Origin of the sequence: Lipingzhangella rawalii (genome assembly GCF_031628175.1) — a bacterium.
In the GTDB taxonomy this organism is placed as follows: domain Bacteria; phylum Actinomycetota; class Actinomycetes; order Streptosporangiales; family Streptosporangiaceae; genus Lipingzhangella_A; species Lipingzhangella_A rawalii.
Genome location: NZ_JAVLVT010000002.1, coordinates 231,297 through 252,469 on the forward strand (window position 1 = coordinate 231,297; position 21,173 = coordinate 252,469).

The 21,173-nt window shown below is 69.0% G+C and carries 16 protein-coding genes; 4 read left to right on the forward strand and 12 right to left on the reverse strand.

Features of this window, described 5'->3' with window-relative positions:
• Positions 1–182: 182 nt before the first annotated feature.
• Positions 183–2,408, forward strand: a complete 2,226-nt coding sequence (locus RIF23_RS06300; protein ID WP_310911437.1) for a SpoIIE family protein phosphatase — start codon at positions 183–185, stop codon at positions 2,406–2,408.
• Positions 2,409–2,664: 256 nt separating this feature from the next.
• Here the strand turns inward: RIF23_RS06300 and mnhG are convergent, their stop codons facing one another.
• From mnhG to RIF23_RS06330, 6 genes are read right to left on the reverse strand one after another with little or no spacing between them, the layout of a single operon-like run.
• Complete coding sequence (gene mnhG, locus RIF23_RS06305; protein ID WP_310911438.1) at positions 2,665–3,033, reverse strand: monovalent cation/H(+) antiporter subunit G; 369 nt, start codon at positions 3,031–3,033, stop codon at positions 2,665–2,667.
• On the reverse strand, positions 3,030–3,284 hold the full coding sequence (locus RIF23_RS06310; RefSeq protein ID WP_310911439.1) for a monovalent cation/H+ antiporter complex subunit F: 255 nt from the start codon (positions 3,282–3,284) through the stop codon (positions 3,030–3,032). Before RIF23_RS06310 ends, mnhG begins: the two co-directional genes overlap by 4 nt.
• Positions 3,281–3,682, reverse strand: a complete 402-nt coding sequence (locus tag RIF23_RS06315; RefSeq protein WP_310911440.1) for a Na+/H+ antiporter subunit E — start codon at positions 3,680–3,682, stop codon at positions 3,281–3,283. The genes RIF23_RS06310 and RIF23_RS06315 overlap by 4 nt, the downstream gene beginning before the upstream one ends.
• The gene (locus RIF23_RS06320) at positions 3,679–5,283 is read right to left on the reverse strand and encodes a monovalent cation/H+ antiporter subunit D family protein (protein WP_310911441.1); all 1,605 of its coding nucleotides are present in this window, start codon (positions 5,281–5,283) and stop codon (positions 3,679–3,681) included. Before RIF23_RS06320 ends, RIF23_RS06315 begins: the two co-directional genes overlap by 4 nt.
• Positions 5,280–5,591: a sodium:proton antiporter gene (locus RIF23_RS06325; protein ID WP_310911442.1), complete on the reverse strand. Its 312-nt coding sequence runs from the start codon at positions 5,589–5,591 to the stop codon at positions 5,280–5,282. The genes RIF23_RS06320 and RIF23_RS06325 overlap by 4 nt, the downstream gene beginning before the upstream one ends.
• Complete coding sequence (locus RIF23_RS06330; protein ID WP_310911443.1) at positions 5,588–8,482, reverse strand: DUF4040 family protein; 2,895 nt, start codon at positions 8,480–8,482, stop codon at positions 5,588–5,590. Before RIF23_RS06330 ends, RIF23_RS06325 begins: the two co-directional genes overlap by 4 nt.
• 862 nt (positions 8,483–9,344) lie before the next feature.
• On the opposite strand from RIF23_RS06330, the gene RIF23_RS06335 reads away from it, so the two are divergent.
• Positions 9,345–9,959, forward strand: a complete 615-nt coding sequence (locus RIF23_RS06335) for a carboxymuconolactone decarboxylase family protein (RefSeq protein WP_310911444.1) — start codon at positions 9,345–9,347, stop codon at positions 9,957–9,959.
• On the opposite strand, the gene RIF23_RS06340 is transcribed toward RIF23_RS06335, so the two are convergent.
• The 3 genes from RIF23_RS06340 to coaA form a co-directional block, all read right to left on the reverse strand.
• On the reverse strand, positions 9,935–12,148 hold the full coding sequence (locus tag RIF23_RS06340) for a PrsW family intramembrane metalloprotease (RefSeq protein ID WP_310911445.1): 2,214 nt from the start codon (positions 12,146–12,148) through the stop codon (positions 9,935–9,937). The genes RIF23_RS06335 and RIF23_RS06340 overlap by 25 nt on opposite strands.
• Before the next feature lie 781 nt (positions 12,149–12,929).
• Positions 12,930–14,408: an NAD(P)H-hydrate dehydratase gene (locus RIF23_RS06345; RefSeq protein WP_310911446.1), complete on the reverse strand. Its 1,479-nt coding sequence runs from the start codon at positions 14,406–14,408 to the stop codon at positions 12,930–12,932.
• A 165-nt stretch (positions 14,409–14,573) separates the two neighbouring features.
• Positions 14,574–15,518: a type I pantothenate kinase gene (gene coaA, locus RIF23_RS06350; protein WP_310911447.1), complete on the reverse strand. Its 945-nt coding sequence runs from the start codon at positions 15,516–15,518 to the stop codon at positions 14,574–14,576.
• A 221-nt stretch (positions 15,519–15,739) separates the two neighbouring features.
• On the opposite strand from coaA, the gene glmS reads away from it, so the two are divergent.
• Together glmS and RIF23_RS06360 are read left to right on the forward strand one after the other, a co-directional pair.
• Positions 15,740–17,590 (forward strand): glutamine--fructose-6-phosphate transaminase (isomerizing), encoded by a 1,851-nt coding sequence (glmS, locus tag RIF23_RS06355; protein WP_310911448.1) that lies wholly within the window; start codon positions 15,740–15,742, stop codon positions 17,588–17,590.
• Positions 17,591–17,623: 33 nt separating this feature from the next.
• Positions 17,624–18,151 carry a DUF2231 domain-containing protein gene (locus RIF23_RS06360; protein WP_310911449.1) on the forward strand — a complete coding sequence of 176 codons (528 nt, stop codon included), beginning with the start codon at positions 17,624–17,626 and terminating at the stop codon, positions 18,149–18,151.
• Positions 18,152–18,300: 149 nt separating this feature from the next.
• On the opposite strand, the gene glmM is transcribed toward RIF23_RS06360, so the two are convergent.
• The 3 genes from glmM to rplM all read right to left on the reverse strand — a co-directional run bounded on the left by glmM (position 18,301) and on the right by rplM (position 20,817).
• Complete coding sequence (gene glmM, locus RIF23_RS06365) at positions 18,301–19,656, reverse strand: phosphoglucosamine mutase (protein WP_310911450.1); 1,356 nt, start codon at positions 19,654–19,656, stop codon at positions 18,301–18,303.
• A gap of 126 nt (positions 19,657–19,782) precedes the next feature.
• Entirely contained in the window at positions 19,783–20,310 is a 528-nt protein-coding gene (gene rpsI / locus RIF23_RS06370; RefSeq protein WP_310911451.1) for a 30S ribosomal protein S9, read from the reverse strand.
• Positions 20,311–20,364: 54 nt separating this feature from the next.
• Positions 20,365–20,817: a 50S ribosomal protein L13 gene (rplM, locus tag RIF23_RS06375; RefSeq protein ID WP_310911452.1), complete on the reverse strand. Its 453-nt coding sequence runs from the start codon at positions 20,815–20,817 to the stop codon at positions 20,365–20,367.
• Positions 20,818–21,173: the final 356 nt, after the last annotated feature.

Sequence of the window (21,173 nt, forward strand, 5' to 3'; positions counted from 1 at the left end):
ATGACGAAGTTCCGCGCCGCCTGCCGACCAGGTACCGCACGCGCGATGGGGCGTCTAAGCTCGGTACCAGTGCTATGAGTTCCCACGCCGAACACGCCACGGGTGACCTCCGGTCGAATCCTCCGGAGGCGCCGAGGCGTGGGCGAATTCCCGCCGAACCGTACGGAGCGCCCGGGCCCACCATGCCACAGCACGAGACGCAGGTCGTCAGCCGCGAGTTCACGCCCACCCCCGAGGCGGCGCGTGCGGCACGCGACTTCGTCGCCCACACCCTCGGGGAGTGGGGACTCACCGACGGCTCCCCACCGGCACCCAGCGGGGAACCACCCCTGGATGCGGAAATGGTCAACTCGATCGTGCTGCTGGTTAGCGAGCTCGTCACGAACGCTGTGGTACACGCCGAGTCCACCCTTCAGCTCACCCTGCGTCGAACCGCGGGTGTCACGGAGGTGGTGGTCGCCGACCGCGCGCCGGAACGCGCCGTGCCCCAGGCCGGAAGCCTCGCCGTGGATGTGTCCCCATCGATGGAGAACGACCGCGTTGGTGGCCTGGGTCTGGCCCTGGCCAACGCGATGGCCTCCAGCTGGGGGGTGACCTACAGCCCCGAGGACAAGGCGGTGTGGTTCCGTTTCGCCGACCCGGGCGTGGCCGCCCCGGACGCCGAGACCCCCGCACCGCAGATGACGGAGGACCGGGCCCGCCGGGATCGGCGTCCCGACCGATGGGCGGCGTTGAGCACGGCACTGAACGCACGGCAGACCATGCCGGAGATGCTGGAACGCACGGTCGACTACGCACGCACCGTCCTGGGCGGCGACGCCGCCTACATCGCCCTGGCGACCACCGACGAGACCGAGTGGGAGGTACAGGCCGCGGTGGGCCTCTCCAGTCAACCGTGGCATCCGATCCGCAGCCGCACCGAGGAGACCTTCCCCTCCGCCACCCCGGAGCCCGGAGCGGTGATCAACGACGATCTCATGCTGGCCCGGGCACACCGCGGGATTCTCGTGGCAGCGGGGATGCGTTCCCTGGTGACCGCACCCCTGATCGTCGAGGGTCGTATCACCGGGCTGCTCGGGGTCGCCTCCCGCCGTCCACGGCACTTCGGCACGGCCGCCGCGGCTCGGCTCCAGGAAGGAGCTGACCGGATCGCCCTGCCGGTGGAACGTGCGCGCCTGGCCCGGGTTGAGATCACCCGCCGGTCCTCGCTGAGTTTCCTCGCCGAGGCCAGTGACCTGCTGGCGGGCACGCTCGACGAACGGATGACCGCCGCGTTGGCAGGGCAGCTGACCACGGCCCGACTCACGGAATGGTGCGTCGTACAGACCACCGACGAGCTGGGAGAACCCCGGCTCACCCATGCCACACACCGCAACGAGAACTACACCGACGCACTCAATCGCCTGGTTGGTGAACTGCCACCGAGCGAACAGTGGCATCCGCAGCCCTTGTGGACCCTGACCGCGATCCGCGAAGCGGGCTTGGAGAACGACGTCACCCGCGAACTGGTGCAGTGCCCGGCAGTGTGCGTGCCTCTGCTCGCCCGGGGACGCCAGCTGGGACGGTTCGTGGTGGGCGCCCAGCCCCAGGACGGGCTGACCACCGAAGATGTCGACGTCGCCAGTGACCTGGCCCGTCGGGTGTCCTCGGCCCTGGAAAACGCCCGTCTGTACTCCAGCCAGACCTCCATGAGCATGGCGCTCCAGCGCAGCCTGCTGCCCGCCAAGCGTCCCGAGATTCCCGGGGTGGACTACGGGGTGTTCTACCAGCCTGCGGGAGAGGGCTCGGTGGTGGGCGGTGACTTCTACGACGTTTTCGCCAGCGATGGTCGCTGGTGCTTCGCGATCGGCGATGTCTGCGGCACCGGCCCCGAAGCCGCGGCGGTCACCGGGCTGGCGCGACATACGCTCCGGGCGCTCGCCCGCGAGGGCTACTCCCCCGCACAGATCATGCACCGGCTGAATCTGGCGATCTTGGACGAGAACCCGGCCACCCGGTTCCTGACCATGCTGTACGCCGAGATGACCCCCATCGAGGGTCCGGAGGGTGGCATGGGCCTGCGCATGGTCTCGGCCGGGCACCCACTGCCGCTACGGTTGCGGCAGGACGGGCACACCGAGCCCCTGGGAACACCCCAGCCGCTCCTGGGAGCCTTCGAGGACATCGAGTTCAACACCGAGTCGATCGATGTCGCCCCGGGTGATGTTCTCCTCGCGGTAACCGACGGCGTGACCGAGCGCCGGAACGGTTCGGAGATGCTGGACGAGGAAGGCCTCATCTCGATTTTCTCCCGCTGCACGGGGCTGACCGCACAGGCGGTGATCAGCCGGATTGAGCGGGAGCTGGAGATGTTCGCGCCGGGTGGTCACACCGACGACACCGCCATGCTGGTGCTGCGGTTCCGCTGAGGACACCGAACCCGCGCGTCGGACCGTGCCCGCGCACAGCCACCCCATCTGCTCGGCGGCACGAATCGCCTCCACTATCGCCGCCGGCGAGCCGGCGTGGGTAACCGTGGCCCGGCCGGCCCGCCGAACGCGAAGGTGCTGATCCCACCCCCAGTGCGACCGGCGAAGAACCCGCTGTAGGGGAGCACGGAAGTGGTCCGCTCCCGCGGTTCCCGGAGCTGACCAGCGGGACCGTGGCCACAGCGGCGAGCCCCGGCTACGGTGTGTCGGTTCGGGCCACGCGCTGCTCCAACTCATCAACGCGGGTCTGCTCGGTCAGCGGGGCTCGGGAACGGTAGGCCGCGCGGCCAATCGCGAAGGCACCCACGGGCGAGGTGATCAGCTGGAGCCACACCGCGAGCACGAGCTTCCACGAGGTCTCCCAGCTCGGCATGAGCAGGAAGGATCCGATCAGAATCAGGACCACGCCGAGGGTCGCGGCCTTGGTGACCGCGTTCATCCGGGAGTAGACGTCCTGGAGCCGCAATAGGGCCACACCAGCGGTCAGCATCAGCAGGGTGCCGACGCCGATAGCGACACCCGCCGCGAGCTCCAGCCAGGGCACCTGGCTCACTGCATCCATCATCGTCCCCTCGTGATCAGTCGCGCCAGCCACACGGCCGAAACGAAGCCGGTCAGGGTGCCGATCAGAACGACGTCAAAGGCCGCATCCGCGCCCAACCGCGCCCCGAACAGCGCCACCAAGGCCAGGAAGCTGAAGAAGGCGAGATCAGCGGCGACCGCACGGTCCGCCTGGGTCGGCCCGAGAACAGCACGTACGACGACCGCGACGAGAACCAGACCGATCGCCACCATCGGAATATCGAGCAGGGTCACCGGTCACCTCCGGAGCTGGGCGTGGATTCGGCACGCTCCGGAACAGCACCGTCCACACGCACCGCGCGCAACATTCGGTACTCGTAGTCCCGCAGGTCCGCCACGGCAGCCTCCCGGTCCTCGCAGTACATGGCGTGCACGTACAGGGTGGCGGGATCCCGGCGCACCGCCAGCGTGAGGGTTCCGGGAGTCAACGAGATGAGGTTCGCCATCAGGGCAAGCTCCGTATCGGTCCGACACCGGGAACGGAACTCGACGATGCCCTGCGCGAAGCGGTTGCGGGGTCGGAGCACATCCCAGGCCACGTCGAAACAGGCAACCGTCAGCTTCCACGGGAAGTGCAGCGTGAAGAAACGCAGCATGCGAAGCACCCAGCCCAGCCAGGTCACAAGGCTCATTGGCCGATCACCGCCTCCACGTAGGTCGAGGTGTCAATGAGACCCGAGGCAGCCTCCTGGGTCAGTACCAGCAACCCTTGGGCGCCCAGTCCGATCCCCAGCGCCAGCAGGGTCAGCACCAGAGCGGGAATGATCATCGCCAGCCGGACGTGGGTCAGGGGTGCCCCCGCCCTGGCATGGGTACGGGTGGTGCCGCGCTGGAGCAGGCTGCCGTTCCCCGTCGCCATGGCGGTGCTCGAATCCGCTTCCGTTCCCGACGTTTCCGTGTCCCCGCCGGGGTGGCTCTCCGGTTCGCGCTTGAGCGGTCCCCAGAACACGTTGCTCCAGATCTTGATCATGGACAGCAAGGTGAAGAGACTGACCAGGACGATCGCCACGGCGGCCCCGTACTGCTCCGCAGAAATGGAGGCGTGCAGCAGGAGGTACTTCGCGGCAAACCCGGAGAAGGGAGGAATCCCGGTAAGGGCGAGTGCCGCACCGACGAAGGCGAACGCCACCAGGGGCTCCTTCCGGGCAACTCCCCCGAGGTCATAGACGCGTTGGGTTCCGTAGGTCTGCTCGACCGCGCCGGTGGCCAGGAACAGTGCCCCCTTCACCACCGTGTTGTGCAGGAGGTAGAAGATTCCCGCGGCCAGCCCCAGCGGCCCGAACAGCGCCAAACCCAGCAGGATGTAGCCGATCTGGCTGACCATGTGCAGGGTCAGGATCGACCGCATGGTGCTCTCGCCGACCGCACCCAGCACCCCGATCACCATCGTCGCGACCATGATGGCGACCGCGACACCGAGGAAACGGTCATCGCCACCGTAGATCAACGCATACAGGCGGTAGATGGCATAGATCGCCACCTTGGTGTGCAGCCCGGAGAACAGCGCCGACAGGGCTGGAGAGGTGTCGGGGTAGGTATTGGACAACCAGCCGTGCACCGGAACCACGGCCGCCTTCATCCCCAGGGCCACCATGAGCACGCCGGCGGCCACCGCCACGGCCGTGGACTCCTGCCCGGCGCCCGCCAACTCCGCGAAGTTGACGGTGCCGGCCACACCGTAGACGAAGGCGACCCCGGCCAGCAGAACGCCCGAGGCGAACAGGTTGTAGGTGACGTACAGCCGACCGGCCCGAAGCCGGTGCCCTCCCCCGAGCATGCTCATCAGCACATAGGAGGGGAGCAGCATCACCTCGATGAACACGAACAGGTTGAACAGGTCCGCGGTGAGCACCACGCCGGACACCCCGGCGAGCAGCATCAACACCATGGGTTGGAAATAGTGCTGCTCATCGTCACCGGCGACCATCCCGTAGGCCACGCACAGCAGCGTCAGCAGCGCGGTCACGGCCAGCATCAACGCACTGAACATGTCCGCGGCAAACGGGATGGCGACCACGGGCTCACCGGGGCTGGTCTCCCACAACCCCAGAGGGTGCGCCAGCACGGCTCCGCCCCGGGTGACGAGGATCAGCAGGCCGGCGTAGCCGAGCACGAGGGTACTGGTGCCGAGCGTGATGGTCCGCCGCAACCACACCGGGCTGCGCAGCACCAACAGCAGGGTGCCCATCAGCAGGGGCACCGCGGCGGCGAAGGGTAGAGCGGTCGCTATCACTGGCTTTCCTCAGTGTCGTCGCCGGTCCCGGCACCCGCCAGCGCCACCAGGTACACCGTGACGCCAAAGGCGATGACGATGGCGGTCAGGACGAAAGCTTGCGGGAGCGGATCAGCAGCGGTCTGGACCGCCGCGATCTGATCGATGAGCGGGGCCTCCCGGCGGTACATCCCGCCGGCGGCAAGCAACACCAGGTTCGCGGCGTGCCCCAGCATGATCAGTCCCAGGGCGATACGAACCAGCCCACGCTGCACGATGAGAAACACAGCGCCGGCGACCAGTACCCCGACAAGAACCGCGGCTGTCACTGTTCACCTCCCGGTTCGGTCGCACTGTCCCCGCGCCGTACCGGCGCCCGTTCCCCATTACCGGGGTCGTGCCCGTCGAGGGCCGTCGGCGGCAACGCCTGTGCATCTCGTTCCCCGCGCGTTCCGGATCTGGCCGGAGGCTCCCGTGTGGGTTCCGTGGGCGGATGCGGAACCCCCAGTCGTGTCAACGCCACCACGACGGTCCCGATCACGGCCAGATAGATGCCGACGTCGAACACCAACGCGGACGTGAAGTGGTAGGCGCCGATGTCGGCGTGCAGCGGACGCAGGAAGGACCCGTCGAGCAGGCCGAACAGGCCGGTCACCACCGAGAGCGCGAGTCCGGCGGTGATCACCGCGACCCCCGGTATCCGCAGGACCAGAGATCGTCGGGGATCCGGGGCCGCGGCATGGGCGAGACACAGTCCGGCTCCGGCGACCAGAGCCCCGATGAAGCCACCTCCGTTCGCGTTGTGCCCCCGGAGCAGCATCCACAACGACAGCACGATGATGACCGGGGCCAGGACGCGGCCCACAACCTGGATCACGATCGCGTTGCCCCATGGATCCTCGATCGGGCTCCAACGGCGGTGGGACGGTGTCGGGTCCTCGCGGCCACGGAGCCGCACCGTGTGCAACAGCGCCAGAATGCCGACACCGGCGATACCGACGACGGTGACCTCCCCCAGGGTGTCCAGGGGGCGGTAGTCCACCAGGATCGTGTTCACCACGTTGATGCCGCCCGTGTCCTCCTCGGAGTGGGTCATGAGGTATTCGCTGACGGGGGAGAGCTCCCGGCGCCCCGTGAGCAGGAACGTCGCCACCGCGGCCACGCCTCCGGCCGCCAGGGCCAGGGCCGCGGAGAGTCCGATCCGGACGCCCCCCACCCGCTGGAACATCACCGGCAGCCGGCGCAGGACCAGCACCAGCACCACAACCGTCAGGACCTCAACCGTGATCTGCGTCAGCGCCACATCGATGGCGCCGAGCAGCACGAACCACACCCCGAGGAGGACGCCGACCACACCCAGCAGCACCACGGCGGCGATCCGGTTGCGCACCAGAACCGTCCCCAGCACGGCCGCGGTGATCGCGGCAATCACCAGCCAGTCCCACGTACGCACCACCGGTTCGGGCGGCTGGACCACGGGCATTCCCCACCACACGGCCACGGCTGCCAGCACCCCGAGGACGAACACGGCCGGGACGATGTGCACGGGCGGCGCGGCACTGCGGGTCAGGTCGCCCACCCGGCGTCCGAACGCGAGGCTGGTGGCGTGCACCCGGTCGAACACGGCGTCCCCGGTGGTCGGCGCGGATCGACGATGGAGCAGGGAATCCACCCGCTCCCTACTCAGGAACAGGCCCAGCCCGAACAGAATCGCCAGGGCAGACATCCCCACGTCCGGGGTCAGTCCCGGAATCAGGTGAATCTCCACTGTCTGCGCACCGAACCCGGTGTCGGCCACCACGCGCTCGGCGAAGGGGCGCAGCGCGGGGACGCTCAGCCCCAGCCCGAGTCCGGCCAGCGCCGTGACCGCGGGTGGGAACAGGAAACTGGCCGGAGCTTCCCGCACGTCCGAGCGGTCACTGGGCTGTCCCCCGAAGGTGTAGTACCAGAACCGAGCGGCGTAGCCGAAGGTCAGGATCGCGGCCAGCACGGCCGCACCCCCGGCGAGTGGTGCAACCCAGCCGGGACCCCCCGCTTCGAGGAAGCCCGCGAAGAGTTTCTCCTTGCTGTAGAACCCGAGCACGGGGGGCAGTCCGGCCAGCGACATCGCCCCCAGCCCGGTCAACACAGCACTGACGGGCATGCTGCGCCGCAGCCCACCCAGCTCCCGGATATCGCGCGTATGCGCCTGGTGGTCGATCACGCCGACCATCATGAACAGCGTGGCTTTGAACAGGGCGTGTGCCAGGGTGTGGATCGCGGCGGCCGCGAGCGCGTAGGAGGTTCCGATCCCGATGATCGCAACCAGATAACCCAGTTGGCTGACCGTAGAGAACGCTGCCAGGGACTTGAGGTCGTATTCCTTGAGGGCGAGTACCGCACCGTAGATCGCCGTGGCGAGCCCGAAGGTCACCAGCACAACGTTCCACAGGGCCAGGTCCGAGAACGCGGGGGTGAACCGGATGAGCAGATAGATTCCGGCCTTGACCATCGCCGCGGCGTGCAGATAGGCGCTGACGGGGGTGCTGGCCGCCATCGCCCCGGGAAGCCAGAAATGGAACGGCACCTGGGCGGACTTGGTGAAGGCCGCGATGATGATGAACACGGCAACGAGTGGGCCGGTCCACCCGTCCTGGAGCCAGCTGGTGTCCGCGAGGATGGCGCTGAGCTGTGTTGTCCCGGTGCGGACCGCGAGCAGGGTGACCGCGGAGAGAAGGGCCAGCCCCCCACCGGCCGTGACCAGCAGGGCTCGCATCGCCGGCTTGTCAGCCTTGAGGCTGGTTCCGCCGATCAGGAAGAACGAGCAGATGCTGGTGAGCTCCCAGAAGACGAACAGCAGCAGCAGGTCGTCAGCGAGAACCAGCCCGAGCATGGCGACGGCGAAAATCCCCATGAGCAGGTAGAACCTGCTCTGGGAGCTGGTGCGCCCGAAATAGCGAGCACAGTAGGCCATGATGAGTGCGCCCACACCCAGCACCAGCATGGCGAACAGCCACCCCACCCCGTCCAGCCACAGGGCGAAGTTGACTCCGGCCGCCGGGATCCAGGGCCAGGAGGTTTCCACCACCTCACCGTCGAGCACGGCCGGCAACTGTGCCGCGATCACCACGGCGAGCACGAGGAAGACGGCGGCCAGCGGCCAGCCCGCGTCGCGGCCCCACCAGCGTGCCAGTAGCGGCGCCACTGCGGCCGCCACGGCCAGCACGCCGAGAACGGTCACGAGAACCAACTCGCTGCCACCTTTCGAGTCGAGCTAATCACAGCATCCAGATCCAGTGGGCTCCCCGCACGGATGCCTCACCTCTCACTTCTCACCCCAGAAGCTGGGGTGGCGTCGACGTGCGGCCGGTCATGCCGGGAGGTTACCTATTCGAGTGGTGTGAGCGGCAGGCACCGCACCGTTCGGCTGTGGCCCGAGTCGGAGCACTTCTGCACGACCGGGAAACGGCAATCCGGTTCACGCGGCCCGGCTGGGCCGCGGGTGCCATGCGCTAGACAGCGTTTCCGGTCGGATCCCGCGGATCCGCGGGAAGTCGTAACCGGCCCCCGGACGCGGCGACGGCACGCCCGGACCTCCCCGCACACCGTGTGTGGCAGACACCCCGCGCTGTACCCACGCGCGCTGAGGCAGACGGCGGGGCCGGGGCAACGGACACGGAGGCGCCAACACCTGCGTGGCCCACGGCCCGGGTGGCTGCACTGCGCACGGTGTCGCTGGTGACCTCTCTCCGTTCGGTATCCATTCCCCTGGCGTGCAACCGCGGCACGGGGGGCGAGCATCCCACCGTCACGACTGCCTCCCCGCGTTCCGGGAACCACCGCACCGGGCGGCTGGTGGCTGTGGCCCTCGACACGACCAGGGCTCGCCTCCGGGGCCGTATCCGGTGTGCAGCACCGGGATGCTGTCTGGCGGGACACGTACCCCTCGGGCGACCCCAGGATAACGGTCCGATTTTTCCACCATGTTTCGGGGGACAACGTGCCCGGGCGACCGGAACACGGGCCCCGTTGGTTCCCGCGCCGATGGCTGGATTCGGGCAATGTGCCGGCGCCGTGCGCGCCGGGACGATACAAAGGCAGGCATGCGTCACGGACACCTGCACTGGTACACCCCCGCGGAACTGACGCCGCGCCAGCGCGCCATCTACGACGGCGTACGCACGAAGTACGGTTCGAACCCCCCGTTCCCGTTGACGGATGCGGAGGGCCGGCTCCACGGCCCCTTCAACGCTATGCTTGCCGCACCGGGTGTCGGCGCGGCCCTGCAACATCTCAGCGCTGCCGTCGCTGCCGAGACGTCGCTGCCCGCACGGCTACGTGAACTGGTGATCCTGGCGGTCGCGACACAGCGGGACAGTGAGTTCGAGTGGTTCGTGCACCGGCGGGTGGCGCTCCGAGCCGGCGTGGAACCGACGGAGATCGACACCCTCGCGCAGGGAGGCATCCCCGCCTCCGCGGATGCCGGGGAGCAGGCCACCCTGGAGGTGGTGCGTTGCCTGCTGTCCCGCAGCGACATTGCCGAGGAGCACCGGACCACACTCCAGGACCGGTTCGGCGAAGCGGCGCTCGTGGAGGTGACCACCCTGGTCGGCTACTACGAACTGCTGGCAACCCTCCTGCGGGCCCTCGCGGTCCCCATGCCCGAGCCACCCGAGGAAGCAACGAGCGCGACTCAACCCCCCGAGGGCACCGGTTGAGCATGCGCCCCCAGGAGACGGTCTACCCGCCGGGGCACCAGCAGGCCGAGCAGGGCCACCGCCCAGAACGGCAGCTGTCCCGGAGCGAACGCCCCCAGGCAGGTACCCAGCTCCCGGTGTGGCTGCCGCAGGAAGGTACCCGCGTGTGGCAATCGCCGCGGCAGGGACCATCCCAGGGTCGACAGCCCCAGCAGGGCCGCGCTTCCCCCCAGGATCCACAATTGGTCCCCCATCGGCTGCTGGTGCAGCCAGGACCAGGCGGCCTCCAGGGACAACGCGATGTAGGCGCCCCCTGGCGACGCGTCCGCCGCGTGCCCGGCCGTCATCCCGGATACCAGAGTCTCGGGCACGAGTCCGGCCAGAGCGGCCACACCCCCCGCGGCCAGCCCCAGGGTGCTGGCCAACCGCGTCTCCGTATCCCGAAGCTCAGAGCGCGGGGGATGGCGCCGCCACGGCCGGCCGTCGGCACGCCCCGCTCCCATCGCGTATTCGCGGCGGTCCCGCACGTACTGCCACGTCTCCGTCAGCGCGGACGGTCCGCGGCTGGCCGCGACAAGCTGAACGGCGAGTTCGTGCAGAGCCACCGCGACGGTCTGTACGACCGTGACCGGTAGCCGGGCCCAGGCGTGGACGGCCCGCCGAAAGACAGCCGCGAAATCCGGGGGGATGCGCACCCGAATTCGTACGGCCCTCCCGTAGACCCGACGCCGGACCCGGGCCAGGGGCCTGCGTCCCGGAAGCCGCGGCGTGACCCCGTCCGCGGCGCGGCTCACCCGGCCGTCAAGCAACACCGCGGCCAGCAGAAGCAGCAGCAGGACCCACCGGGTCGCCTCCCCGCTGCCCAACGCCGCGAAGGTCACATCGGTAAGCGTCGTGGTTTCCAGCCCGGCGAGCAGCGCGTTGTAGTTCATGTGTTCCAGGGCGGCCCAGCCCAACGCTGCCGGAGGGAGGAGCCACAGCCACCGTCCATAGCGGCGTGCCCCCACCACGGCGATACCGAGGGCGGCGCCGACCAGCCCGGTGGTGACAGCGTGTCCGGAGAAGCGGAGCCCGGCCCCGGCCACATCCACCCCACCGGGAAGAAAGGTGAGGATCCCCAGATCCAGTCCGCTGGCCACGGGTGCGCCCGCATAGGCCGGATGTTGCCAGAACCCCAGGACATGGGCCGACTGCTCCACGATCCAGAATCCGGCTCCCGCGGCCGCGGCCAGCAGCAGGTAGTCGACGGCCGCCATCCGACGCCACCGCCCCCAGGAAACCAGCCACACCAGCAGCAGGGGCACGAGCTTGCCCACCTCCTCCACCGGAACGGCAACGTAGGCGTGGGCGTAGGGATCTGTCGGATCCATCCCCAGGGCAGCAGCCAGCCCGCGTTCCGTCGCCGCGATGGGCAGGGTGCACAGTGCACCCAGGACCAGCATGCGCAGCAGGCTGGCGACGGTCACCGTTCGGGTGCGTGCGAGGAGACAGAGCTGCACCAGCAGCCAGACCATGCCGGCCGCCAGCGGCAGCATCATCGAAACCGGGGTGAGTACGGCCGCGATGCCAACCAGCACAAGCAGCGACCAGGCGATGGCGCCCCGCGCGGCGCGTAGCGGCCCCAGGCGGGAATCGGCGTTCCCCTCCACGGCGCCGCTACGCCGAGCCAGGCGTTCGACGGGATCCGGTGCCGGCGGGGCGGGGCGGTCCGCATCGTCCACACAGCCGTAACGCAGAGCCGCCGCGAGAAGCTCCTCGTCTTCGGTGTCCTGGGCTTGGGCTGCGAACCGGTTCCTGGCCCGGGAGATGTCTGGCCCCACCAGTTCCCGCACGAAGTCGGCCGGACCGGCTGCGACGGTAAGCCGACCGGACGTGACGAGGACCGCTGCACACTGGTCCTCCACCGCCACGAGGAAATCAGTGGGGTCCCGTCCCCAGCTGCGAATGTGGTCGAGCAGGGCGCGCTCGTCGGCGACCACTTCGGTCACCGGCTCATAGGCGTGCTCTGGTCGGGTCCGACAGATCAGGAGCCGATCCACCCCGAGTTTCCGCCCCGCTGCCACGATCGCCCGAATGAGCTGAAGGTTCCGTGGAGCCGTGAACGGCGCCACGACCTTACGGTCCGTGTCGAGCCAGTGCTGGTCGAACTCGGTCGCTCCATCGCACAGGCGCAGCACGAGATCGCGCGTCAGCATGGCCTGTTCGTGCATGACGCCAAGCCTCTCCCCAAGCCGGGTACCGGTCTCCGCTCCCCGAAGGTCCCCACCGGGCGCCCGTGGTCGAGGCGCCCCGCGACGCACTAACGCTATCGCGGGCCCATGCGCCCCAACCCGAGGGACACCCGGTGCCTGGCCGTGACGGGCGTACCGGCCCGGCCGGTGCCGTGGAACTCCCCGCCCGGCTGTCGCATTCGCCACCGAGGGCACCGGCCGAGGCTGGGGCCTGTTTCTCGGGGTTGGGAGCGGGGTTGGGCCTGGCGACGTTCACCCCGCCCCCGATCCCGCTGGCCACCGTGCCAGAAAACGCACCCCCGGCAGCGGGAGGCACCCCACGGCCACCACACCCACGCCCCGCTGGCCGTCGTGCGGAGGAGCGCCCCCGAGCACGACACCCCGGTGACCACGAGGGCGCGACGCCGCCGGCGGCCAACACGGCGCGCGCCCCCAACTAACCACCCCCAGCCACACGTTCCCCCCGGGGAGTCCAGGACGCGGGCGCATCCCTCCAACCGCGCCGTGGGCGTTGGTGTACACCCGGCAACGCTCCCCCGAACCACACGGCCCACGGGGCACAGTGCGGGTGCTTTCCCCCTAGCCTCACCCGGGCGGACCGGCGCGCAGCAGCGCGGCCAGCAGCCCCACGGGGCATCCGGAGCGTTCCTGACCTCCGCCCATCCCTACCGAGGAGGCCCGACCAGCACCCCCACCCCGCAGACCTCCCAGAAGGCACGGCCCAGCCGTCCTGGGGACGCCCCGGACGGGGCCGCGCGGTTCACGTCGGCTCGTGAACGGACCGGACCGCCTCGCAGATGCCGTCCGGCAGGTCGCTGGCCGCGATCGGTGCTCCCGCCCGGACGATCCGTGCGGCCAGACCGTGCAGAAAGGCGCCACATGCTGCGGCCCAGAGCGGAGACTGGCCCGAGGCGAGGAGGGAGCCGATCATTCCGGCGAGGACGTCACCGGAACCCGCGGTTGCCAGCAACGGTGTCCCGGTGGGATTCACGATCGGGGCATGTCCCGGCTCCGCCACCACGGTCGTGGACCCCTTCAGCAGGACCGTACAGCCCAGCTCGTCGGCGGCCCGACGCACATGGGCCAGCCGCCGTGCCTCGACGTCGGTGCGTTCCGTTCCGGGAAGCAGCCGCGCCAGCTCCCCGGCGTGCGGTGTGAGCACGGTGGGTGCGGTCCGGTTGCGCACCCACTGCGGATGCCGGCTCAGCAGGGTGAGGCCGTCGGCGTCCAGGACCACCGGGCGTTCGCTGGCCAGAACCGTGCGCCACTCCGCGGCCGCGTTCTGGTCCGTGCCGCGTCCCGACCCCAGAACCCAGGCGTCCACCCGTGTGGACGCCGTCGACGGGATGTCCGCCGTGTCGGACTCGGCCGTGACAACCGTCTCCGGCCAGCGGCGCAGCACCTCGGCTCCCACCGCTGCCGCCCCGCTGTAGCGGACCATTCCGGCGCCGCCGACGCGCAGCGCGCCGCCAACGCACAGCACCGCCGCCCCGGGATACCGGTCACTGCCCGCGGCGATGCCCACCACACCGCGTCGGTACTTGTGGGTCTCCGTCGGGAGGCCGGGCAGCGCCCGCGCGATATCGCCGGACTGCGGCGCCACCAGGACCGGTTCCGGCAGCATCGGGTCCAGACCGATGTCCACCAGTTCCACGACACCCGCGTGGTGGGCCCCCGGATCGACCAGAAGTCCCGGCTTGTAGGTACCGAAGGTGACCGTGACATCGGCGCGCACCGCTGGTTCGGTCACTTCGCCCGTATCGGCGTCCACTCCGCTGGGGAGGTCCACGGCGACCGTCGGGGCCGAGGCCTGTCCGGCCAGCCGGGCCAGCTCGGCGTGCGGCGCACGGAGTCCCCCGCGGGCCCCGATACCCACCAGGCCGTCGATGATCAGATCCGCCGCGGCGAGCTCTGCTGCGGCCTCGGTGACTGGACTCGTTCGTCCCCCTGCGGAGCGCAGCGCCGCACGACCGCCGGCATGCAGCCGGGATCCCGCAGCCACCGCCCGCACCCGGGCCCCGCGGCGGGCGAGCCTGGCTCCGGCGTACAGGGCGTCCCCACCGTTGTCCCCGCTGCCGACCAGCAGCACGATCCGGCTCCCGTACACCCGCGGCACCATCCGGGCACAGACGGCGGCGAGCCCGGCTGCGGCCCGGCGCATCAACGCGCCGTCGGGCAGCCGCTCCATCAGTGCCGCCTCGGCCACACGGACCGTGGCGACGTCGTGCGCACAACGCAACCGGGACCTTCCTTTCGATGCGACAGCTGAGGCGGCCGCTGCGCGCCGCACGGTTGTTGGACCGTCTGAGGCCGATCACCCGGAGGCCGCCACCGGCTCGGGTGTGCCCAGCCAACGGCCCTGCGTACGTCCACAACCTACCCACACCGGAAGGCGGCACCCGGATCAGGTTTTGCGTAGTCGCACGCGGCGCACCCGGTGGTCCTCGCCCTTGTACAGCACCAGGGTCGCGCGGCCCCGGGTTGGCGCGATGTTGTGCACCAGGTTGACTTCGTTGATCGTGCGCCAGGTACGCTCCGCGAACTCTCGAGCCGCGGCGTCGTCGGCGAGGGTGGCCATATTGTGGAAATAGGAGCGTGGATCCTCGAACCGGGTACGCCGCAGCGCCTCGAACCGTTCCAGGTACCAGGACCGAATGTGCTCCCGCTTGGCGTCGACGTAGAGGGAGAAGTCGAAGAAGTCCGCCACGGCGAGCCGACCCGCGGACGGCGGCTGGAGGACGTTGATTCCCTCCACGACCAGAATGTCCGGGCGGTACACCGTCTGGGCCGCCCCGGGAACAATGTCGTAGGCGAGGTGGGAGTACACGGGGATGTCCACACTCGGCACCCCCGCCTTGATGCGGGAGACGAACCGGACCAGTGCGCGTCGGTCAAAGCTCTCCGGGAACCCTTTGCGGTGCATGAGCTCCCGTTCGGCCAGGACGGCATTCGGGTAGAGGAAGTTGTCCGTGCTGACCAGCTCGACGTGTGGATGATCCGGCCACTGCGCGAGCAGGGCCCGCAACAGGCGAGCGATCGTGGACTTGCCGACGGCCACGCTTCCGGCGATACCGATCACAAACGGCGTGGGCTGGTCGTCCTCACCCAGGAACCCACGAACCGCGGCGTGCCGCTGCCGGGTCGCCCCCACGTACAGGTTCAACAGCCGGGACAGAGGCAGGTAGATATCCCGCACCTCCGCCAGCGACGTCGGGTCGGCAGTACCCCGCAGCTCGGCCAGCTCGTCCTCGGTGAGGGACAGCGGTGTGGCCGCCCGCAGCGCCGCCCACGCGGGACGGTCCAATTCGACGTACGGGCTCGTGAACCCGTTCTTCGTCACCTGAGACACATCTGCCCACCCTAGACCACGACAGTTCACGACCGGATCCGGCCCGACGTCGCCCGCACCTGAGCACGTCACCGCACCCGGCAGCGCCAGATCGAGCCGCGCCGCAGCAGCGCACCCGCCCACCCCCCCGCGACTGGTCTATACCGCGACCTGCGAAAATCCGAGCAAAGTGAGCCGAACCACGGCCACACGACCGTTCCACAGCAGCTACGCTGACGGCCATGTGCGGAATCGTTGGCTACGTCGGGCCGCAACCGGCGCTTGATGTTGTGGTTGATGGACTCGGCCGCCTCGAGTACCGGGGATACGACTCTGCTGGCGTCGCGGTGTTCGCCGACGGCGGGCTCACGACCCAGAAGCGTGCCGGAAAGCTCGGCAATCTCCGTTCCGTACTGCCGACCCAACGCACCGCGGACGGCACCGCCGGTATCGGGCACACGCGTTGGGCCACCCACGGGGCACCCACCGACCGCAACGCGCATCCGCACGTGGACAACGACAACCGGGTCGCGGTGGTCCACAACGGAATCATCGAGAACTTCGCCCGACTCCGCCTCGAACTGGAGGAGCTGGGCTGCAAGTTCCGCTCGGAGACCGACACAGAGGTCGCCGCGCATCTGTTGAGCATCCAGTTGCAGCACAACGGCGGTGACCTCGCAGCCGCGCTGCGCTGTGTGTGTCAACGTCTCGAGGGCACGTTCACCCTGGTCGCCTCTTCGGTGGATGACCCCGGGCTCGTGGTCGCGGCTCGCCGCAACTCTCCCCTGGTTGTCGGACGCGGTGAAGGCGAGAACTTCCTGGCCAGCGACGTGGCTGCGTTCATCGCGCACACGCGTTCGGCGGTGGAGCTCGGACAGGACCAGGTTGTGGAGCTGCGCAGCGACTCGATCCGGGTTACGGACTACGAGGGGAATCCAGCACCGGTCCGTGAGTACCACGTCGACTGGGATGCCTCGGCGGCCGAGAAGGACGGCTACGACTACTTCATGCTCAAGGAGATCGTGGAGCAGCCCCGTGCCGTGGCCGACACCCTGTTGGGCCGGCTGGGCGTGGACGGCACCCTGAGCCTGGACGAGATGCGACTCAGTGCCGCCGACCTGCGTGACATCCACAAGATCGTGATCATCGCCGCCGGTACCTCGTACCACGCCGGCCTGATCGCCAAGTACGCGATCGAACACTGGTGCCGTATCCCGTGTGAGGTCGAGGTCGCGAGTGAGTTCCGGTACCGCGATCCCATCCTGGACGCGCAGACCCTCGTCATCGCGATCTCCCAGTCCGGGGAGAGCCTGGACACGATGATGGCGTTGCGCCACGCTCGCGAGCAGCGGTCGAAGGTCCTGGCCATTTGCAACGTCAACGGTTCCAGCATCCCGCGGGAAGCGGATGCGGTGGTCTACACCCACGCCGGCCCCGAGGTTGGCGTAGCCGCGACCAAGACCTTCCTCACCCAGCTCGTCGCCTGCTACCTGGTAGGGATGTACCTGGCGCAGGTGCGTGGTCTGAAGTTCGGCGACGAGGTACAGGCGATCATCGACCAGCTGGCCAACATGCCGGACGCGGTGACGCGGGTCCTGGACACCATCGAGCCGGTACGCCAGCTCGCCCGTTCCCTGGAGACGGCGCACTGCGTACTGTTCCTGGGCCGGCATGTCGGATACCCGGTGGCGCTCGAGGGAGCCCTCAAGCTCAAGGAACTCGCCTACATGCACGCGGAGGCCTTTGCCGCCGGGGAGCTCAAACACGGGCCGATCGCGCTCATCGAGGAGGGGCTTCCCGTGGTGGTCGTGGTTCCCTCCCGGGAAGGGCGGGGCGTACTCCACGACAAACTGGTGTCCAACATCCAGGAGATCCGTGCCCGCGGCGCCCGCACGATCGTGATCGCGGAGGAGGGCGACGAGACGGTGCGCCCCTACGCCGACGAACTCATCGAGATTCCGGCCGTGCCCACCCTGCTACAGCCGGTTGTCGCCACCGTGCCGCTCCAGGTTTTCGCCTGCGAACTCGCCCTCGCCAAAGGCAATGACGTGGACCAGCCGCGAAACCTGGCCAAGAGCGTCACCGTTGAGTAGTGCGGAAACGATCACGCTGCCAGACTGGGAGCCATGCACACCCACCTGCTGCCCCTGATCCCGACCGTGGACGGACTCCCGCTCCACCCGCTGGTCATACACGCGACGATCGTACTCGTTCCGCTGGCAGTCCTGGCGGCACTACCGATCGCCGTGCGCTCCCACTGGCGGCGCCGGTTTGGCTGGCCCGTCGCCATACTCGCCGTGCTCTCCTGGGTCACAGTGCCCGTCGCGGTGTGGAGCGGACAGGATCTGGCGGCAGACATGTACGGCTCCGAGCTCACCGGGGTCCTCGCCGACCACGAGCGACTCGGTACGCAGCTTCCCCTGATCGTCGGACTATTCACCCTGGCCACCGTGCTGGTGGTCGTGCTGGGATCGGTGGGTGACCGCCGCTGGACGTCGACATCCCCCGGCGATGTCGTCCCCCGATGGTGGTGGTTCCTGGTGACCGGACTCGCGATCGTGTCCCTCGCGGCTGGCGGCTGGGCCGTGGGACAGCTGGTCATCGTGGGCCATACCGGATCCGAGGCGGTGTGGGGGCACGTGCTCGGAAACTGACGGCACCGGCCCAGCGGACCGGTTGCTCTGGCCGCCAGACCCCATGGGCCGGGGCCGGGCAGCGGAGCTACCTCAGCCCCGCAGGGTGTTGTCCGTACTGGCGGGGCCGCGATCCCGTACCCGCGGCCCCCACCACGAGCCACCACGATCTAACGGCAGGCCAGCTCGCTGCGCACCACCTCGGCGAGCCGCTCGGCGGCCGCCTGGGCCCGCTCCTCGGTAGGGGCCTCAACCATCACCCGGACCTTGGGTTCCGTTCCACTGGGACGCAACAGGACCCGGCCCTCGGCCCCCAGCGCGGCCTCCTCCTCGGCAACCGCGGAAGCGACCGCCGGGGTACTGTCGACCCGCGCCTTGTCCACGTCCCGAACGTTGACGAGCACCTGCGGCAGGCGGGTCATACATCCACTGCTGAGTTCCCCGAGGGAACGTCCCTCCGCAGCAACCGCTGCCAGCAGGAACAGTCCGGTCAGGACGCCATCCCCGGTCGTGGCGTGATCCAGCAGCACGACGTGCCCGGACTGCTCCCCACCCAGGGAGTACGACCCCGCACGCATCGCCTCCAGGACGTAGCGATCACCGACAGCCGTTTCCACCACGGAGATCCCCTGCTGGCGCATGGCGATCCGTAGACCGAGGTTCGACATCACCGTGACCACCACGGTGTCGTCCACGAGCTGCCCACGGGCGTGCAGCTGTCCCGCCAGAATGGCCAGAATCTGGTCCCCGTCGACAACGCTGCCGTCCGCGGTGACCGCGAGGCACCGGTCCGCGTCTCCGTCGAAGGCCAGCCCCGCATCGGCCCGGTGCTCAACGACGGCGGAGGCCACAGCCTCCACGGCGGTTGATCCACACTCAGCGTTGATGTTGTGCCCGTCGGGAGCTGTCCCGATCTCGACCACATCGGCCCCGGCCCGCCGGAAGACCTCGGGCGCGACGGTGCTCGCCGCGCCGTGCGCGCAGTCCACCACGATCCGCAGCCCGTCCAGAGACTGGGTGCTAGCGGTGTTCACATGCCGGACATAGCGCTCGATCGCGTCCTTGGCTTCGGTGACCCGGCCGACCGCAGCCCCGGTGATGCGTGGTGCCGGCTTACCGACCCGCGCTTCGATGGCGTCCTCAACCTCGTCCGGGAGCTTATGCCCACCCCGGCTGAAGAACTTGATCCCGTTGTCCGGGGCCGGGTTGTGGCTCGCGGACAGCATGACCCCGAGGTCAGCGTTCAGTGCATCCGTGAGATAGGCGACAGCTGGCGTCGGGAGTACCCCGAGTCGGACCACGTCCACACCGGCACTGGCCAGACCGGCGACCACGGCCGCTTCCAGATACTCTCCCGAGGCCCGCGGGTCACGCCCAACGACAGCACATGGGCGCTGTGCGGGATCGACACTTCCACCACCCAGCTCCGTGGCCGCCGCGACGGACAGCTCCAGAGCCAGTGCAGCGGTGAGGTCGTCGCCCGCACGTCCACGTACCCCATCGGTACCGAACAGCCGAATCGCCACCGAATCGCCCCTATCTCCCGAAACACCAATGTCCGAACGATGACCCGCCCGTACGGGCGGCATCGACCCACCGAACGCGACGAAGGCGCGGACCCGTTGCGGGTCCGCGCCGGTACGCCGGTGGGGCTACCGCTTGGAGTACTGCGGAGCCTTACGTGCCTTCTTGAGACCGGCCTTCTTCCGCTCGATCTCACGGGCGTCGCGGGTCAGGTGCCCAGCCTTCTTCAGGACCGGCCGGTTGTTCTCCGGGTCATGGCTCGCCAGCGCGCGGGCAAGACCGTGGCACACCGCACCGGCCTGTCCAGAGGGGCCCCCTCCGTTGACGCGGACGGTGACGTCATAGATCTCCGAGCCGTCGGTCAGGCCGAGCAGCCGCAGCGGCTCGTTCACGATCTGCTGGTGCACCTTGTCCGGGAAGTAGTCCTCGAGCGCCTTCCCGTTGATCCGCCACTCGCCGGTTCCCGGGGCGAGGCGGACCCGTGCGATCGCCTTCTTGCGCCGCCCGGTACCTCCCGCGAATCCGGCAGCGGCAGGAACCCCGGCGAACGTTGGCTCTTCCGGGGTCTCGCTGGTGTACTCAGAGGGGCCCTCCCCCTCCACGTCGTCCACTGCGAAGTCGTTGACGGCGTCCTCGATGCCGGTCGGCTCGGCCACGGTTCTCCTCGTGTCTCGTTACCTCGGAGTCCGGCCCCTCCTGCGGGCCGGCCCCTAGCTGGCGGGCTGGTCGATCTTGGTGAGCTCGAACGGCACCGGCTGCTGCGCCTGGTGCGGGTGCTCCGGTCCGGCGTACACCTTGAGCTTCTTGGCCATACTCCGTCCGAGTGAGCTCTTCGGGAGCATGCCCTTGATGGCCTTCTCCACGGCGCGCTCCGGCCGCTTCTCCATCAGCTCCCGGTAGCCGACCGAACGGAGTCCACCGGGGTAGCCGGAGTGCCGGTAAGCGCGCTTCTGGTCCAGCTTCCGGCCAGTCAGGGCCACCTTGTCGGCGTTGATGACGATCACGTGATCACCGACATCGAGGTGCGGCGCGTAGTACGGCTTGTGCTTGCCGCGCAGCAGGGTGGCGACCTGGCTAGCCAGCCGCCCGAGCACGACATCGGAAGCGTCGACGACGTGCCACTGACGCTGGACGTCGTTGGGCTTAGGGCTGTAAGTGCGCACGATACGTGAAGCCTTCGTCTGTAGTCGGTGGACCCGCCTCCGCCACGGCGGAGCCGGGAAACTCAGCATTACCTCGGGAGTCGGGCGCAGGCGCGGATCCCAAGTAAGGCACGCGCTTGAGTGCCTGTGCAGAGGACGGCGTCGCACAGATGCCCACATGAGCCTGTGTGACGGCGACACCGCAATTCACGGCGACTCAACGCACGACAGCAGGTAAGACTATCGTGTCGACCGATACCAGGTCAAAACGAGACTCTACTGCCCATGCGACAGTCAGAGGAGGCATCACGGCCCGGATTCCCTGTACCACCTATTATGCCGGGTACAAACCAGTGCTCGGGCCATGATCCGGTAGG

Coding starts and splice junctions, on each gene's coding strand:
- glmS (WP_310911448.1), top strand. CDS start 15,740: ATGTGCGGAATCGTTGGCTACGTCGGGCCGCAACCGGCGCTTGATGTT.
- mnhG (WP_310911438.1), bottom strand. CDS start 3,033: ATGATGGATGCAGTGAGCCAGGTGCCCTGGCTGGAGCTCGCGGCGGGT.
- RIF23_RS06360 (WP_310911449.1), top strand. CDS start 17,624: ATGCACACCCACCTGCTGCCCCTGATCCCGACCGTGGACGGACTCCCG.
- RIF23_RS06315 (WP_310911440.1), bottom strand. CDS start 3,682: ATGAGCCTTGTGACCTGGCTGGGCTGGGTGCTTCGCATGCTGCGTTTC.
- RIF23_RS06300 (WP_310911437.1), top strand. CDS start 183: ATGCCACAGCACGAGACGCAGGTCGTCAGCCGCGAGTTCACGCCCACC.
- RIF23_RS06340 (WP_310911445.1), bottom strand. CDS start 12,148: ATGCACGAACAGGCCATGCTGACGCGCGATCTCGTGCTGCGCCTGTGC.
- RIF23_RS06335 (WP_310911444.1), top strand. CDS start 9,345: ATGCGTCACGGACACCTGCACTGGTACACCCCCGCGGAACTGACGCCG.